This is a genomic window from Microcoleus sp. AS-A8, from assembly GCA_039962225.1.
In the GTDB taxonomy this organism is placed as follows: Bacteria; Cyanobacteriota; Cyanobacteriia; order Cyanobacteriales; family Coleofasciculaceae; genus Allocoleopsis.
Genome location: JAMPKV010000005.1, coordinates 220699 through 237353, shown reverse-complemented (window position 1 = coordinate 237353; position 16655 = coordinate 220699). Strand labels below are relative to the sequence as shown.

Sequence of the window (16655 nt, the reverse complement as noted above, 5' to 3'; positions counted from 1 at the left end):
TGCATGGCGCTCGTTAATTTATCGTAAGAGGCAATCGCTCCCGGAAACAGCAGAAAGCCACTGCCCGGTTTATATGCCACAATGACGTAAAAATAGGGCGGCTAACTGACCAGAAGTTAAAATTGATACATTAAAAATTTTCGACCCAGAACTGGGCATCCTCAATTGACCCAGTCTTGTGCATTCCCATCCTTGGTAAAACGATGGTCGTTAATTTAACGGTCGCCATCCCGACCTACAACGGGGCTAGGCGTCTACCAGAGGTTTTAGATCGATTGCAACTCGCTTGCCAAGACGCTGCGTGCGTCACCACTGATTCTGGGCAAACGCCACAGACTAATCACGGCCAAACTTTCAGTTGGGAAGTCTTGGTGGTGGACAATAATAGTACCGACGACACCGCCCAAGTCGTTCAATCCTATCAAGCCAATTGGCCTCAGTCCTGTCCTTTAAGATATTGCTTTGAGCCGCAGCAAGGAGCCGCCTTTGCACGACGCCGTGCCTTTCAAGAAGCGAACGGTGTACTGGTGGGTTTCCTCGATGATGACAACATCCCGGCACCGAACTGGGTGGTGGCGGCTTACGCCTTCGCTCAAGAACATCCGGCGGCGGGTGCTTATGGAAGTCGAATTCATGGGGACTTTGAGGTTACACCTCCGGAAAATTTTCATCGACTGGCTCCTTTTTTAGCGATTACTGAGCGGGGTTCACAGCCACAGCGGTATGAACCGCAAAACAAGGTTCTACCTCCGTCGGCAGGGTTGGTGGTGCGTAAGCAAGCTTGGTTAGAGAGTGTTCCTCTACAACTGGTTTTGACAGGACGGACTCCAGAGAGTATGTTGACTGGCGAGGATTTGGAAATGCTGGCTCATATTCAAGCTAAGGGGTGGGAAATATGGTATAATCCCGCAATGCAAATTGACCATAAAATCCCCCACTGGCGTCTGAAGCGAGAGTATTTAATTCCGTTTTTCCGGGGAATTGGGTTGAGTCGTTATGTGACGCGGATGCTGAGTGTGAAACCTTGGCAGCGACCGCTTGCCACTTTAGCTTACCTGGCAAACGATTTGCGAAAGATGGCTTTTCATTTGCTTAAATATGGCTTTCGGGTACGCTCTGACTTAATTGCAGCGTGTGAAATGCAGTTGTTTGTGAGTAGTTTTATCAGTCCTTTTTACCTTTGGAGTCGTGGGTATTTGAATCAGAAAAATTAACCCAGATTCCAGCGTTCGGTGACATCCTACCAGTGGTAACGAATTATGTCAGTTGACTTTACGGTTGCAATACCAACCTATAACGGGGAAAACCGATTACCTAAGATTTTAGAGCGACTGCGATCGCAAATAGGTGTCGCTCACCTCAACTGGGAAATCATCGTCGTTGATAACAATAGTCAAGATGCTACAGCCAAGGTAGTTTCTGATTATCAAGGGATGTGGTCGGGTTCTGGGCGATTGAGGTATTGTCTAGAACCTCGACAAGGAGCAGCTTTTGCTCGAATCCGCGCCGTACAAGAAGCCCGGAGTGAGTGCGTGGGTTTGCTGGATGATGATAACTTACCCGCCTTGGATTGGGTTGCTGCTGCCTATGCGTTTGGTCAAACTCACCCTCAAGCGGGTGCTTACGCTAGTCAAATTCACGGTGACTTTGAAGTGGAACCGCCCCCGAATTTTGAGCGAATTGCGCCGTTTTTGGGCATTACGGAACGGGGAAAACAACCTCATCGGTATGAACCCAATCAGCTTAAATTACCGCCAGGGGCGGGATTAGTGGTTCGTAAACTAGCCTGGTGCCAAGCCGTTCCTCCACAACCGATGCTCAAAGGTAGGTTGGGGCAATCCTTGGTTGGGGGTGAAGATTTAGAGCCACTACTACACCTGCACAAAGCGGGTTGGGAAATTTGGTATAACCCAGCCATGGAAACCTATCACCAAATCCCTCGTTGGCGCTTGGAGAGGGCTTATTTAGTCAGCCTGTCGCGGGGTGTAGGTTTGAACAGTTGTTGCCTGCGAATGATGAATACGCCGTTTTGGGAACGGCTAAACGTTTTGAGCAGAATATTTATGGGCAGTCTGCGTCGGTTAGTGGTACACCTGTTGCGATATCGCGCCGCCTTGCTTGAAGGAGCAAAGGCACAATCGTCTTTCAATGATTTAGTGGAGGCTTGCGAACTGGCCTTCTATTGGGGTTATTTACTCAGCCCATTTTATTTTTTTCAAACTAGCTTAGCCCGACACATCAGTTGGTTATCCCTGGGACAAAATACTGCCGACGTCAGAAACTCGCCTCTCTCCACGAAGGCTAATTTTTAAACCGTTTTGGGATTACGGATGCAATATTGAATGATCATTCCCTACTTTTGTGGGAAAGCGATGGCTCTTGAGGTGAAGTCAGGATGTAATACATAGGAAACTTCCGCGCTTGGTGAATTTCGATGTTTTGACGACCACTTAAGGGTCAACAAATAGGATAAAGCCCTATTTATGAAGAAATATTGTGGAATTCAGCGCATCAATAGATTAATCTAGAATTTCTTAAAGACTAGATGAAGCCACTTTGACTCTGTTGCTCATAGTCAGTTATTGACCTATCATACAAATGACGTATTACAAGTTGTACAGGTATCTTACAACTTTGGTGAGTTCTCGGACACAAAGCATCGAGATAGCAACGACTCCTCACTGGCTGAGTCTCTCTGCTCGATTAAACATGACTAGTCCTGACATAGGACACGACTTGTCACCTTGTAAGAGAGATGCGAAAAAGGAGTTTGTGAAGCGAAACTATAGCTGCCAAGCGAATCGTCTTAGCGGAACTTCTCCGTGTCCACGAACCTTAGCACTAACGCCTTAGTGGCTGTTTCGTGTACGTTCCTAGTATCAGTAACGCAATTGCTTTGCGTTCGACAGTGGTCAAGTGAGACATCAGCGCTTAGCAGCGCCAGTCGTTTCTGGGTTCCTAAAGGGACTTGTTGCTGGCACACAAGATGGAGCAAGAGGGGATATCGGGATAATTTCACCGTTGCTTCTCGGTACATCTGCAAGTTTGGGACGATGCTGAAGATGGAAGCCGTTCACATAGCCAGGTTAGTATACTGCATAACTTGTTGGGATTTTTGTTAGCGAAAACGTTACTAAATTATCTTTGCGAGGAATTAATTGTGGCGTTCATTCGACTCGCAGATCTAATCATTAACCTTGACTGTATTGCCGCAGTTAGATTCAGCACTTACAACGGATTGGCGGATGGGAAAGATATCCCGATTGTTAATATTTGTTTGACGATTCCTGAGGGTTCATTAGATGGAGAATCAGAATGTTGTCTTAAAGATTGTGAAAATTGCCATTGTGTAGAAAAGCTAGAGTATGAGAGCGATCTAGCGCTTGCCATCTGGGACTACTTTACCCAGTCCACGGATGTCACTGTTCTATTTGAGTAGACCTATAGGAGTTGGGGGTTTTGTATAGACTCAACGGTAGGGGCACGATATTATCGTGCCCTAAAAAATGATCATTTTCAATTAAAAAACCGCCACGATCAAGATGAGAGATCACGATTGATTTTGATGACTTAAGCGTTGAAGGGTGTACATCCAGCATTCAAGAGGATTCATGGCGCTGATTTTCCGATCGTTGAGCAATTGGCAAGGAAACTCAGGCCCCTGAGGACATGGGGAGCTGAGGACATGGGAAACGTTGAATAAATTTTTTCTGAAGAATTTTTTGCCTCCTGTCTGGCTCGCTCTTCAGTTGTAGCTGTCATGGCGTCTTCTGCCCCATCATGCCAAATCCGACTTGTAGGCCCCTTTTTTAAGCGTCTAAAAAATCTCTTCCCTCTCCCCCTCTCCCCTCCCCGTAGGAACTCCCGCCCCCCTCCCTTGGGCAATAAGGGGGTTATCGAAACGGGTTTGGTCTCATACCGATTTCCTAAATCGTTGCTACAGATACTTTTCTTGTTCCCCCCTTGATAAGGGGGGCTAGCCGGAGCTTTAGTGAGGAGGTCAATTTGTAGCGCTATTTTATGAAATTGGTCTCACTCCTCCCTAGCCTGTGCTCCCCTGAGTGGGGAGTAATTTATGAAGACTCGATAAATCCTAGGGGATGTAGTTGCTAAGCGTGAGGCAATTGTCTTATCATGCTAGAGTGTAATACATGTTATACGTCCGTCTTACAAATTCGACCATTTCAGAGACTGAAAGCAAGGGACTAGCCATCTCAGCTCTTGGATTCAGCTTTGGCCTAGGTTGTACACCACCAGGGTTATCTATCGTTTTCGCTCCAATTTCACTCCTCCTTCCTGAATGTGGTGTTTTTTTTAGGTAGTAGTACTATGAGCCTCTCCAAGTCAGAAAAACAGTCCAGCAACCTGAAGCCTGACCATTCTAATTACGTAACTCGCGAGGAATTGCGAGAATTTGATCTCAATAACCAACTAGCCAAACTGGCACTTCCTCTAGCTCAGGCTTGGAGAGACAATCATCCTAATGCTCAACCCGGTTCCGAAGAAGATTTGGACGAATGTGTATTAGCTGTAGCGATTGAAATGGCTGTAGCTGGCGAAGCAGTCGGAGGCCCAATGGGTGCTCTGATTGCGGCTGGTGGTGGCGTTGCCGCAGCGAGTGTGGCTTGTAGACGAGTGCTCTAAAAGACTTTTATCCCAAACAAAATCCTTAAGGTGACCCAGAATTGGCTTCTAAAGCGGAGGTTGGGTTGGCTGTGCAGGCTCTTGAAGGTTTGACACGGTAGATGTCTGCCTTAGAGCCAAATATTCTGAAACACAAGTTGTGTCAGGTCTAGTTCTCGAATTACATGGGGTGCATTCTGTCATCTTCGAGCAATCGGAGTTGGTGCAGGATGAGTCAGCTCACGAAAGCAGGGGCTTAAAGCGCTACCTAGGGCAACAGTCGCATCGCGCTCTTGCTCCCGATGAAGCCGCTAGTTTAGTGCATTGCCGGCTTGGGGTGATCGACCTATCGTCGTGCCCCTGTGAGGCACTCGCGCTTTCTGCAACATGATTGTGTACTAGCCTGCTTCGTCTGTTTATCCGTTGTGCGTGACAAATCGGCTTTTGCGCTGCAATTTTTCAAATCTTACCCCTTTACTATCCCTTCGAGGAGACCGCTTCATGGCTACTCAGTTTGATCCAGATCCAAAAGCTTATAAGCAAGAATTCAATGGACTCGGAAAAGAGTCCCACAAGGCTGTTAATCAAAATAGTTTCAATCTTTATGACAACAGCCAACCTGATCTCCAGTTGCTCTCACCCCAGTCTGTAATTAATGCTGTTGAGCTTCAACAACAAGGTGGGTTCGTCACGGCTAAAAACCCTCAAAAATCTGGCGGTTTCCAGTGGCGGAACATGCGTTTAACCCAAAAAGCCACAGCTTTGGCGATCGCGTTAGGCACCGTTCCCGTGTTACTGACTGGAGTCACCGCCTATCAATTTGCCAACCGATCCATTACTGAGCAAATTACCCAGTCTAAAATCTCCAGCGTCGTCAGTATGCAAGACAAGGTCAATCGCTTTATGCGTGACCGTTATGGGGATATTCAAGTCCTAGCCAATCTGCCAATTTTAACGAATTCCTCCCAGAAGAACGCCACACCGTTGGTGGAAAAGCAATCACAACTTGATCGCTTTATCGCAGCTCACAAAGTCTATGACCTGATTTCCGTGGTCGATCTCAACGGTAACGTGATTGTCCAAACCAAAGGTCTAGAACCGATTCCAAACCAACGCGATCGCGAGTATTTCCAGGAGGTACTTAGAACCAATCAGCCTGTTATCAGTGATGCCGTCATCCCCACAGTATCTAAAAATCCTGAGCGACTGACCCTTCACTTCGCTGCACCTGTCAAAGACAGCGCCACAGGCAAAACCATTGCTGTTGTTCGAGCGCGTCTGCCGGTCACAGCCCTAGAAAATCAGCTTCAAACCTTTGGAGCGAATGGCGATGAATTTCTTTTGATTGATTCCTCGACGAAGAACATTTTTCTAGCCAAGGACAAGAATATTGAAAATAAAGAACCTTCAGCCGTCTTTTCCGAATGGGATAAACGACCCGCGACAGATCAGCCCAATAGTGTGATCGTTCACCACAAGCCTAGCAATCATCGCGAACTGATCGCCTATACCAAATTAGGACAAGTCGAAGGATTGCCCGCCCTGGATTGGGAAGCCGCTATAGCTGTACCTACAGACACCGCCTTTGCTTCACAGCGACAATTGCTTCTGATTTTGACTTTGGGAACTGGCTTGACAGCCTTGTTGGTGAGTGTTCTTGCCATTTATCTAGCTAAACTAGCTACCCGTCCTGTACTCGCTGTCAGTGATGCCGTGGAAAAGCTGGGGCAAGGGGAACTTTACACCCGTGTTGCCGTGGAAGGGCACGACGAACTGGCTGAACTGGGTTCTAATATCAACCTGATGGCCAGCCGACTGGAGACTTTATTGTGGGCTCAAGCCGCTGAAACCGAGCAAGCCGGTTTATTTGGAGATATTGCCGTTTCCAACGCTCGTACCGAGAAAGATTTGGAAGATGTCTTTGAAAAAGGTGTTCAAGGAGCGTTACGAATCCTGGAAGCGGATCGGGTTGTGATCTATCGCCTCCATCCGGACGGGCGGGGATACATTTCCGCAGAAGCCGTTGTTCCAGTGTGGCCCAGATCAATTGGCTCGAAAATAGAAGACCCCTGCATTGGCAAGGAACTCCTCGAAGAGTACAGACAAGGGCGTGTAGTGCCGACCAATAATGTCTATGAAGCGGGTTTTCACCCTGATCACCTGAGGTTAATGGATCGGCTTCAAATCAAGGCTAATTTGGTGACTCCCATTCTTAAAGATGGTCACCTCTTTGGCTTGCTGATTGCTCATCATTGCAGTAACCCCCATATCTGGCAGCAATCTGAAATCAATTTCCTCAAAGAGTTAGCCATTCGAGTTGGACTTTGTTTGGATCGGGTCAGTTTCCTTGAGCAGAAAGAAGTTGAAACACTGCGAGCGCAGCAACTCCATGAAATCACCTCTACCATCCGGGACGCTTTCAGTTCTGAAGACATCTATCAGACTGCTATTGCAGGTGTTCGCGAAGCGCTGCAAACGGATCGAGCGGTTGTCTATCTCTTTGATGAGAAATGGCAAGGCACCATCGTGGCAGAATCAGTAGGAATGGGCTGGCCAAAAGCGCTGGGAGCCAACATTGCTGACCCTTGTTTTGCTGATAAATATGTGGAAAAGTATCTACAGGGTCGAGTTAAGGCGGTTGAGGATATTTACGAGGCGGGTTTAAGTAACTGTTATCTCGGTCAACTGGAACCCTTTAAGGTTCGAGCGAATTTAGTCGCTCCTCTTTTGGCGTACAACAAGCTGCACGGGTTATTGGTCACCCATCAATGTTCCAGCACACGCGCTTGGCAGGAGTCAGAAATTACATTCTTCAAGCAGGTGGCAACTCAAGTCGGTCTGGCTTTAGACCGCGTGGATTTCTTAGCACAGATTGAACAATCACGCCACAAGGCTGAAAGCTTGGCAGACGTACAACGGCAACAAAAAGAAACACTTCAACAGCAGCTTTTAGAACTGCTCAGTGATGTGGAAGGGGCAGCCCTAGGTGACCTCACGGTGCGTGCGGATGTGACCACTGGGGAAATTGGTACGGTAGCAGACTTTTTCAACGCCGTCATTGAAAGCTTGCGGGAAATTGTTACCAAAGTGAAAAAAGCAGCGGGTCAGGTCAACACTTCATTGGGAGAAAACGAAGGGGCAATTCGTCAGCTTTCGGAGGAAGCCCTGAAGCAGGCTGAAGAAACGACCCGTACCCTGGATTCGCTTCAAGAAATGACTCTTTCAATTCAACAGGTGGCAGAAAACGCTCGTCAGGCTGCCGTTGTCGCTCGCACGGCTTCTAGTACGGCTGAAGCGGGCGGGATAGCCATTGATCGATCTGTCCGAAATATCTTCACTCTGCGAGAAACTGTAGCAGAAACTGCCAAAAAAGTCAAGCGATTGGGTGAATCTTCTCAAAAGATTTCTAAAGTCGCTTCACTGATTGACCAAATCGCCCTGCAAACAAACTTACTAGCCATCAACGCTGGGATTGAAGCAGCACGGGCGGGTGAAGAAGGTCAAGGCTTTGCGGTGGTAGCGGAAGAAGTCGGGGAACTGGCGGCTCGCTCGGCGGCAGCAACGCGAGAAATTGAAGAGATTGTTCACAACATCCAGAAAGAAACTACGGAAGTGGTCGAAGCGATGGAATTGGGTACCAGTCAGGTGGTGGAAGGAACGAATCTGGTGGAGGATGCCAAGCAGAGCTTGCATAAGATTCTGGATGTGTCTCGCCAAATTGACAATTTGGTGCAATCGATTTCAACGGCCACGGTGTCCCAGGCGGAGACTTCTCAGGCGGTTACCGAATTGATGAAGGAGATTGCCCGAGCCTCAGAACGCACCTCTGATTCCACACGCCAAGTTTCCGGTTCTCTCAAAGAAACAGTAGAGATTGCTCAGGAATTGCAGGCATCAGTGGGTACCTTCAAAGTTGACGGGCTCTAGTGGATGAGCAAAAACCCCGTCTAACTCTCAGGAATTAGACGGGGTTTTCAGCAGACCTATACCTTGAACACTAACTGTTCACTTCGCTCTGCTTACATTTGGTAATGTCGTTGCAGACAACGGAAAGTCCATCACCTGAAGGATAGGCGTGTATTTCAAACCATTTGCCTAAAGCTGGATGAAAGTCTTCAAATGTCACGGCAACTTCTTGGTTAATGGCTCTGTGAAACTCACGCTCAAACGTTGACCCTACCGTCCCTGGAAACACATCCCACAGATTTTGACCGAGGAGTTCGGCTCGATTTTTCTGTAAAATCTGTTCCGCTTTCTGATTGACATAGGTAAATCGCCACTGCTCATCTACCGTGAAGAAGCCATCTGTAATGCTTTCTAGAATCTTACTAATCTGCTGTTTGGAGGCGACCAACGCAGCTTCTGCCTGTTTACGCTCTGTAATTTCCCGCTGTAGTGCGACCCAATGGGTGACCTTACCTTCTTTGCTGGCAATAGGGACAATATTGAGTTCGACCCAGAACTCCGAGCCGTCTTTACGGTAGTTGAGCAACTCAACTTGAACAGGTTTCTGTTCTTGAAGCGCTGTGCGAATTTTGTCTAACTGAGAGCGATCGGTTTTCGGCCCTTGCAACAAGCGCGGTGTCCGACCCAAAACTTCGGTTAGGTCGTAGCCCGTAATACGGGTAAAGGCTTGGTTGACATACAGCAATTCCGGCCCTGGTGCGTCTATATGCTTGGCTTCGGTGATTAAAATCCCGTCTTGGGTATTCTCAACCGCTGACTCCAACAGACGCATCCGCTCCTCTGCCTGCTTCCGGGATGTGATGTCGCGAACGAAACTGAGAGAGACGAGCTGGTCGCGGTACTCGATGATCCGAGAGCTGATTTCAACCTGTATTTTTGTACCATCCTTACGCCGCAGAGCGTGCTCGAAGATGAAGCTGCCCGTTGCCTGGAGCTGCTGATTAATCGTCTTTTGGCGTTCGAGCGGGACTGGCCCATCGATGTCCTTAGTTTTTAACTTCAGGAGTTCTTTACGGGTATAACCGAGTCGCCTTGCTGCATTCTGGTTGGCGTCCAAAATCCGACTGGTTGATAAGTCAATGATGAAGATCGAGTCGTTGGCGTATTCAAATAAGTGGCGGTAATTAGATTCGGATTCCCGGAGCGACTCTTCGACTAGGTTGCGCTCCGTAACGTCTCTAGCGGTACAGATTACGGCTTCAACCGTATTGCTATCACCTAAGATGGGGCTGAGAATGCATTCGTAATCCCGTACCCCATTGTTAGTCCGGTAAGTAATTTCTTTGGTCAAGGGTCGCCGTGTTGCAAATACAACTTCCCGTTGCCCGTCGATGGGTTCGCTTTCGATAAACTCGGACGGTAGCTCAAGCTGCCGCCAAGTCTTACCCAAGATGTGTCCCTGGGGTAGTCCAAACAATTGAGCCAGTGCCAAGTTGGCATAGGTAAACCGTCCTACTCGGTCTACAACGCAAATGGGGTCAGGAGAGGCTGAAAGGACTAAATCGAAGATTCTCGCTTGTTGCTCAATTCTGGCTGCTAATTCTTGCAGTTCGGCTTCGTCCGGCTTGCCCTCGGTAAAACCGAGTTCCTGTTCTTTGTTAGACCCTCCACCTCCATTGTGTCCTGAGCCTTCGCCTACACGAAGAGTCTGTGTAGAAACAGCGTCCTCAGCCACGAATGAGTTAGGGATGTGTATGGAGTTGCCAGAAGCGACGGTCTGCTTCAACCCTGGACTAACCGGACTGATATTGCTGACTGAAGCAGATTTTGGGCTGACTTTATTCAGCTGTTGGGTTAGGGTTAGGAATTTAGTTTCTAACTCATTGAGCTGTTGTTGCAGTTCTTCAACTGTCGCTGGGCGTGACACGCTTGCGGGCATACCAAAGGCTTGCTTCAAAGCTTCAATCACTACCGCTGTTCGATCACGACCTGTCGCTTCAGCCCGAGACCGAATCTCCTGAATCAGGTTCTCTGGAAGTCTAAAAGTCGCTATCTTACTTGCCATCGTTTAAGAGTTTGTTTGTAAAGTGTTTCTGTTTCAAGTGGTCTAACCCTTGGACGCTGAGGCGCATCCCCGCCAAGCGCAGCTTTCATAATCCTACTCTGGAGAAGAGCGCTAGTGCTTGCCCAGAGGGGTGTAAAGGGGGTTGATTTTTCAGCGTTTCTTTACAAACACCCCATCACATACGTTGCTTTGTTCAGCTGCATTTTCTTGTCAACAGCATTGCATACTCCCTAAGGGAGCCACTTTGCCGTGAGCTACTCATATGTTTTTTGGCGTTAAAGTCTTAGGGCTACTAACACCGCACTCTCTAACCTCTAGGGCTGACGACATCATTATCAATTGTCGCAAATTTAACTGCTCAATGCATCCGTACAATCACAGTTTCACTAAGAAATCCTTAAGATGCCTTTAATCAATACATTGTGCAACTGCCAGTTCGGTTAACCACCTGTTGTTCGGGAATAAAGCGAGCTAGTGCCTGTGAAATTGGGCACACAGCTCAATCCATATAGTACTGAAACTCCTCCGTCAAGCTTAATAAAAATTAATGTTTGCAGCGATCGCATTCTTGAGTAAGAGTATCGATAAATTATCTGTCAGCCACAAATTATCTGCTGTGCCCCAATTTAGGGATAAAAAAAAACGCCCGAAGGGGCGCTTAATCAGGGTGCATCTACTAAACAACAGTTTAGTCCACTGAGGGGTCACACCCCCCACCCCGCTTCACAAAAATCAACAGACTGATAGATTTACAAAAATTAAGGTGCCTGAGGTGGCAGTTCTAACGGAATTGGCCCTAGTACTCCTTTGCGAAAATCATTTAATAGTTGCCGTGCTGTACGTTCTATGTCGCCTTGATGACGATAGTCTGCCAATGCTCTGAGGTAATCTTCGCCACTCAAAGGAGTTGGGTCGAGTTCGTAGCGCGTCTTCAAGGGAGAGGCAGGGAATAAGCCGCCGTGGGCTGTAACCTCTAAATCTTGGAGTAACTCCACCAGAGCCGTCGCAATCCGTTGATTATCGTAAGAGGCGTCACCGATATCATCACAGATGGCTAGCTTGATCGCCTTGTCCTGATCTTTTAAATTGGCTGGGATCACACCAGGAGCATCTAGGAGTTCAATTTGGTCAGAGATGCGTATCCAACGGAGCTGGCGCGTTACCCCAGGGCGACGGGCGCTGTCTACAACGCGACGCCCTAATAATCGGTTAATCAAGGCTGATTTACCGACATTCGGGAACCCGATCACAACTGCTCGAACTGGGCGAGGTTGCATTCCGCGATCGCGCCGACGCTGATTCATGTGTACCCCAGCCAACTGAGTGGCTTGTGACACCTCTTGAATGCCTTTACCCTGTTGAGCATTGGTGAAATAGATTGTCTGTCCCTGCTGTTGAAACCAGGATACCCATCGTTGCCGTACACCAGGAGTAATCATATCGACCCGGTTAAGTACCAATACCCTAGCTTTACTGCCCACCCATTGAGGAATTTGTGGATGATGAGTCGAGAGGGGAATCCGAGCATCCCGAACCTCTAGTACCACATCCACTCGCTTGAGCTGTTCTTTAAGTTCCCGTTCAGCTTTGGCAATATGACCGGGATACCATTGGATAGAGGGTGTAGTCATGATTTAGGGGCTAGGCGCAATGGACTAGGAACAAGAGTCAAATTCTTCAATACATCTTTACATCTTTGTGTTTACTTGCGCTTCCTGATTTAGAAGTGAGGAAATAAAGGCAGAACAAGGTTGACTCACTTGGCAACTCAACAAAATTTTGTGTAAAATTACCCAGGCTTAAACATTCTCATACTTACAGAATATAAGGTTTACTAGTTGGCAGGCTTAATCTGTACGTGGCTGGTGAGACACCAAACAGCAGCCTGAGAAGGATTTACAACACCTTTTCAGTATGAATTCATCTATCAACCTAATCTAGACACAAGATGATCGCGTTCCGAAAGCTATTAGTGAGTCAACAACCAGCCATAGGCAGGAGGATGGGACAGCCATCTATGATTTTGCCGAGGGCACAAAGTTAATTGATGAGGATGTGCAAGCTGTGATTGAACCTATTTGCAATCTACCGAGCATTCAATGAGCTTATCCATTAAGGCGATTCGTCCAGCCAGTTCAGATGAATGGGATACAATTTGGCGAGAATGCGACTATTCCACTTATTTTCATTCAAGAGAATGGGTAAAAATCTGGGAGTCTTTTACTCAAGGAAAATTTTCCCCAGAGCCTAAGCTCATTATCTTTTCAGATGGAACACAAGCTTTATTACCGCTTTGTCTGCAAAAATATGGCGGCTTTATTAGTAAACATGCTTCTTCGTTATAAGAAACTTTTGGAGGATGGATTTCCACTGATCATCTTAATATTTCTCATGCGAACTTATTAGCTGATTTTATAACAAAAAAGCTGGGTGGAAACTTGAGTTGGCGGCTCAATCCTTACGAGCCACTGGCCTTCAAAACAGGAGTTGTTGGCATCAAATTCACCAAAGAAGATGAAACTCACGCCATTAACTTAGAAACTGGATTTGACAATCTTTATAAAAAACAGAGTTCTATTGTTCGCAAAGCTCGCAAAGCCGCCAAAGAGGGCGTAACCGTGACCACAGCCTTAACACAAAAAGAGTGGCAGGAGTATTATCAGGTCTATCAAGACTCTTTACGGAGATGGGGAAAAGAGGTTTCTCTCGGTTATCCTTGGGAACTTTTTCAGGAAATTTTGCAAAAAAATTCACCCGATATTAAGCTGTGGGTAGCCCGTTATGAAAATAAAATCGTGAGTGGAGCGCTCTGCTTCTATGCAAAAAAACATGTCGTATATTGGCAGGGAGCGTCTTTGGAGGGTTATTTTCAGCTACGACCTGTAAATTTACTCATGTATGAAATTATCAAAAATTGTTGTGAGGCAGGATATTCTTGGTTCGATTTTAATCCGAGTGATCGGCTAGAAGGAGTGATAGCTTTTAAGGAAAGTTTTGGAGCGAAAGCTCTCCCCTCTCCTGTGATCATTATTGAAACGAAATTACAGACTGTGATGATCAGACTGAATGCTATGTATGAGAAACTTTTTGTTAAGAAAAGTTGAGATAAGAGAAGGTTAACCCGCCAGGTGGCATTGGCTTTGTCCAATATACCCTGGCGGGGTGTTATTAACCGTATTCTCAGTCAGAGCGCTTAAGGAACGACCAAAACCGGGCAAGGAGATAAATTAATCACTCGGTTTGTGACACTCTCCGCAGCGCCTTCGTCAGTTAAACCCAATCCTCGACAGCCCATAACAATTAAATCTGCCCCAATTTCGTCGGCGACATCGCAGATAGTGAAAGCGGGCATTCCTGAACGACTCATGGTGTCGGCAGTGATTCCTTGCTGGGCAAAGAGAGCCTGGGCACTTTTGAGCAGTTCCGCAATCGCCTCGGGTGACATCATTACCTCTGGATTGGGTGATGCTTCTTCTGGATTGGATTCTTCAAGTACCGACAGCAGAATTAATCGACTGGCGTACTTTTGTACCACATGGGACACGACCTCCACCGCTTCGCGGGCTTCTCGGCTTTGGTCAACGGGAAATAAAACAGTTTTGAACATTACAACGCATCTCCGGGACGCGAACACCGTTCACACTACCACAGGTCGTTAACGTCGCGAGGTACTACCTAGTACATAGATTCCTGTGGTCTAGGGAGTACAACAACTCGCCTTACCTCAATTTTATCACTGAGCTGACGGGGACTCGCATTCGCCTCTAATTGATCACACGCTCAAAACTCCTTAGGTTTTCGTCCTTAATTTTTGTAAAATTGAGAACGGTTTGAAAATAAGCACTTTTTGGCTTGAGATTCAGGTAGTGTCTATCTGAATCCACAAGGCAACCCTCAACAGCTCATTCCTAAGACACTGAATAAGAAAGAGCACAGAACATCAGGTAGAGGCAATTAGGAGATTTACTGTGTCTAAAAAATCCGTAGCAGATTTAAGTGAGTCCGATTTAGCCGGGAAACGGGTCTTGGTGCGAGCCGATCTGAACGTGCCCCTCGATGAGGGTGGCACAATCACTGATGATACTCGTATCCGTGCGGCGTTACCGACAATTCAAGATTTAATCAAAAAGAATGCCAAGGTGATTCTGTGCAGCCATTTAGGGCGTCCCAAAGGACAGGTGAAAGACAGTTTGCGGCTGACGCCTGTCGCTAACCGTCTCTCTGAACTACTGAGTCAGACGGTCGTCAAATGTGACGACTGCATCGGGGACGCGGTTGCCGCTCAGATTGCTGGCATGGAAAATGGTCAGGTGGCGTTACTGGAAAATCTCCGCTTTCATGTTGGAGAAGAGAAGAATGACCCAGAATTTACAAAACAGTTAGCCGCCCTGGCTGATGTATATGTCAATGATGCCTTTGGCACAGCCCACCGTGCTCACGCATCCACAGAGGGCGTGACTCATCACCTGAAGCCTTCTGTAGCGGGATACTTGATTGAGAAAGAACTCCAGTATCTGCAAAGCGCGATTGAAAATCCCCAAAAGCCCTTAGCGGCGATTATCGGGGGTTCTAAGGTGTCGAGTAAGATTGGCGTGATTGAAACGCTGCTAGATAAGGTAGATAAGCTGCTGATTGGTGGCGGTATGATTTTTACCTTCTACAAAGCTCGTGGCTTGAGTGTGGGTAAGTCACTGGTGGAAGAGGACAAGCTAGAGTTGGCAAAATCCTTGGAAGCGAAGGCCAAAGAACGCGGCGTTGACCTGCTATTGCCCACTGATGTTGTCGTTGCCGATAATTTTGCGCCGGATGCGAATTCCCAAACCGTCAGCATTGACTCAATTCCCGATGGATGGATGGGCTTGGATATTGGCCCTGACTCCGTGAAGGTGTTCCAAGATGCATTGTCGGATTGTAAGACAGTGATCTGGAATGGCCCAATGGGTGTGTTTGAGTTTGATAAATTTGCTGTAGGAACAGAAGCGATCGCGCATTCGATGGCTGACCTCACCAAGCAAGGCGCAACCACGATCATTGGCGGTGGCGACTCGGTAGCGGCTGTAGAAAAAGTCGGCGTGGCTGAGCAAATGAGCCACATTTCCACAGGGGGTGGCGCTAGCTTAGAGTTGCTCGAAGGTAAGGAACTGCCAGGAATTACTGCACTGGACGATGCTTAAGCCGTAGAATAGGCCATTTTTAGGATAGACAACGCGAGTTATCTATCCTATTCTAAGGGCACGGCAATGCCGTGCCCCTACTGTTTCCAGGGGAGATCGTAACCAACTCCCTGTATGGAATTGAGAGACTTGAAAGTAGGTCACTCTTTCACAGGCGTAAATCAGACTGCAAAGTCAGGCTTAAATCTTCTTCTGGGTTAATAACAATCACTTCCGTTTCTCGGCGTCCTCCTAGGAGTAATCCGGCGATCGCACCGAGTCCCGCACCGCCTAAAACTTCTGGAACGTTGATGCTACCCAATATTTCTGCCAGTACGGCCGAAGCTGCTGCACCAATTGCCGCTCCCTTGAGGATTTGACCGACATCAGTTCCTTTTTTAATGATTTCCCTCTCCGTAATTACCTGAGAAGTCGCACGTATAGGTAATCGCTGATTACTATTGTTCAGTGTTAAGGCTTTGGCAACAAACTGTGTTCCAGCGCTCACCGGTCGCAACTCTCCCTCGATTTTACTGCCCTCAGGAATCAGGATTGTTCCTGTATCTGTGCGAATGTCGGTGGCGACCAGCAGCGTCACGGGTGCTGTTTCATCAGGAGTTACAATGATTTTCTCAGCCTTCTCAAGCTCTACAGGAATTACAGTCCTAGCGGGAATGATAACTCGCTCTGAGGGAAAAGTTTGCCCGATGATGTAAGGTTCTACAACAGCAGTTGCGGGAGCCGCGAGAAAAGCTGGAATAGCCGCCAACGAAGTCATGCCGAATGCCATGATTAAGGCCGTTTTAGACTGCCAGCCAGAGGAGATAAACATGGAAACTACACCCCAAAGTATTAAGAGATTGTCAGGCATTGACTCCTAAGGGTTGGGAATGTTCCCACCTTTATTT

General features: G+C 47.5%; 13 protein-coding genes. 9 read left to right on the top strand and 4 right to left on the bottom strand.

All coding sequences use genetic code 11. The features are described from left to right. The first annotated feature begins 203 nt into the window (after window positions 1-203). The 6 genes from hpsE (NDI48_10190) to NDI48_10165 all read left to right on the top strand — a co-directional run bounded on the left by hpsE (NDI48_10190) (window position 204) and on the right by NDI48_10165 (window position 8550). A complete protein-coding gene (gene hpsE, locus NDI48_10190; protein MEP0831575.1) occupies window positions 204-1214 on the top strand; it encodes a hormogonium polysaccharide biosynthesis glycosyltransferase HpsE in 1011 nt (336 codons plus the stop codon). 45 nt (window positions 1215-1259) lie between these two features. Continuing rightward, window positions 1260-2312, top strand: a complete 1053-nt coding sequence (gene hpsE / locus NDI48_10185) for a hormogonium polysaccharide biosynthesis glycosyltransferase HpsE (protein MEP0831574.1) — start codon at window positions 1260-1262, stop codon at window positions 2310-2312. An 848-nt stretch (window positions 2313-3160) separates the two neighbouring features. Beyond that, entirely contained in the window at window positions 3161-3439 is a 279-nt protein-coding gene (locus NDI48_10180; protein ID MEP0831573.1) for a hypothetical protein, read from the top strand. 890 nt (window positions 3440-4329) lie between these two features. Beyond that, entirely contained in the window at window positions 4330-4644 is a 315-nt protein-coding gene (locus tag NDI48_10175) for a hypothetical protein (protein MEP0831572.1), read from the top strand. Between the two features lie 139 nt (window positions 4645-4783). Beyond that, window positions 4784-5014 (top strand): hypothetical protein, encoded by a 231-nt coding sequence (locus tag NDI48_10170; GenBank protein ID MEP0831571.1) that lies wholly within the window; start codon window positions 4784-4786, stop codon window positions 5012-5014. Window positions 5015-5124: 110 nt separating this feature from the next. Next, the gene (locus tag NDI48_10165; protein ID MEP0831570.1) at window positions 5125-8550 is read left to right on the top strand and encodes a methyl-accepting chemotaxis protein; all 3426 of its coding nucleotides are present in this window, start codon (window positions 5125-5127) and stop codon (window positions 8548-8550) included. 70 nt (window positions 8551-8620) lie between these two features. Here NDI48_10165 and NDI48_10160 read toward each other — a convergent pair whose 3' ends face one another. Together NDI48_10160 and ylqF are read right to left on the bottom strand one after the other, a co-directional pair. Continuing rightward, window positions 8621-10594 carry a PAS domain S-box protein gene (locus NDI48_10160; GenBank protein ID MEP0831569.1) on the bottom strand — a complete coding sequence of 658 codons (1974 nt, stop codon included), beginning with the start codon at window positions 10592-10594 and terminating at the stop codon, window positions 8621-8623. Between the two features lie 758 nt (window positions 10595-11352). After that, the gene (ylqF, locus tag NDI48_10155) at window positions 11353-12225 is read right to left on the bottom strand and encodes a ribosome biogenesis GTPase YlqF (GenBank protein MEP0831568.1); all 873 of its coding nucleotides are present in this window, start codon (window positions 12223-12225) and stop codon (window positions 11353-11355) included. Between the two features lie 468 nt (window positions 12226-12693). Here ylqF and NDI48_10150 point away from each other — a divergent pair, with 468 nt between their 5' ends. Together NDI48_10150 and NDI48_10145 are read left to right on the top strand one after the other, a co-directional pair. Beyond that, a complete protein-coding gene (locus NDI48_10150) occupies window positions 12694-12939 on the top strand; it encodes a hypothetical protein (GenBank protein MEP0831567.1) in 246 nt (81 codons plus the stop codon). Between the two features lie 273 nt (window positions 12940-13212). Beyond that, on the top strand, window positions 13213-13698 hold the full coding sequence (locus tag NDI48_10145) for a GNAT family N-acetyltransferase (GenBank protein ID MEP0831566.1): 486 nt from the start codon (window positions 13213-13215) through the stop codon (window positions 13696-13698). Window positions 13699-13787: 89 nt separating this feature from the next. On the opposite strand, the gene NDI48_10140 is transcribed toward NDI48_10145, so the two are convergent. Then, window positions 13788-14201, bottom strand: a complete 414-nt coding sequence (locus NDI48_10140) for a universal stress protein (protein MEP0831565.1) — start codon at window positions 14199-14201, stop codon at window positions 13788-13790. A 361-nt stretch (window positions 14202-14562) separates the two neighbouring features. Between NDI48_10140 and NDI48_10135 the strand changes: the two genes are divergently transcribed. Next, window positions 14563-15768 (top strand): phosphoglycerate kinase, encoded by a 1206-nt coding sequence (locus NDI48_10135; GenBank protein ID MEP0831564.1) that lies wholly within the window; start codon window positions 14563-14565, stop codon window positions 15766-15768. Between the two features lie 148 nt (window positions 15769-15916). On the opposite strand, the gene NDI48_10130 is transcribed toward NDI48_10135, so the two are convergent. After that, entirely contained in the window at window positions 15917-16618 is a 702-nt protein-coding gene (locus NDI48_10130) for a hypothetical protein (protein MEP0831563.1), read from the bottom strand. Between the last annotated feature and the right edge of the window lie 37 nt (window positions 16619-16655).

Coding starts and splice junctions, on each gene's coding strand:
- NDI48_10165 (MEP0831570.1), top strand. CDS start 5,125: ATGGCTACTCAGTTTGATCCAGATCCAAAAGCTTATAAGCAAGAATTC.
- hpsE (MEP0831575.1), top strand. CDS start 204: ATGGTCGTTAATTTAACGGTCGCCATCCCGACCTACAACGGGGCTAGG.
- ylqF (MEP0831568.1), bottom strand. CDS start 12,225: ATGACTACACCCTCTATCCAATGGTATCCCGGTCATATTGCCAAAGCT.
- NDI48_10160 (MEP0831569.1), bottom strand. CDS start 10,594: ATGGCAAGTAAGATAGCGACTTTTAGACTTCCAGAGAACCTGATTCAG.
- NDI48_10175 (MEP0831572.1), top strand. CDS start 4,330: ATGAGCCTCTCCAAGTCAGAAAAACAGTCCAGCAACCTGAAGCCTGAC.
- NDI48_10130 (MEP0831563.1), bottom strand. CDS start 16,618: ATGCCTGACAATCTCTTAATACTTTGGGGTGTAGTTTCCATGTTTATC.
- NDI48_10140 (MEP0831565.1), bottom strand. CDS start 14,201: ATGTTCAAAACTGTTTTATTTCCCGTTGACCAAAGCCGAGAAGCCCGC.
- NDI48_10150 (MEP0831567.1), top strand. CDS start 12,694: ATGAGCTTATCCATTAAGGCGATTCGTCCAGCCAGTTCAGATGAATGG.
- hpsE (MEP0831574.1), top strand. CDS start 1,260: ATGTCAGTTGACTTTACGGTTGCAATACCAACCTATAACGGGGAAAAC.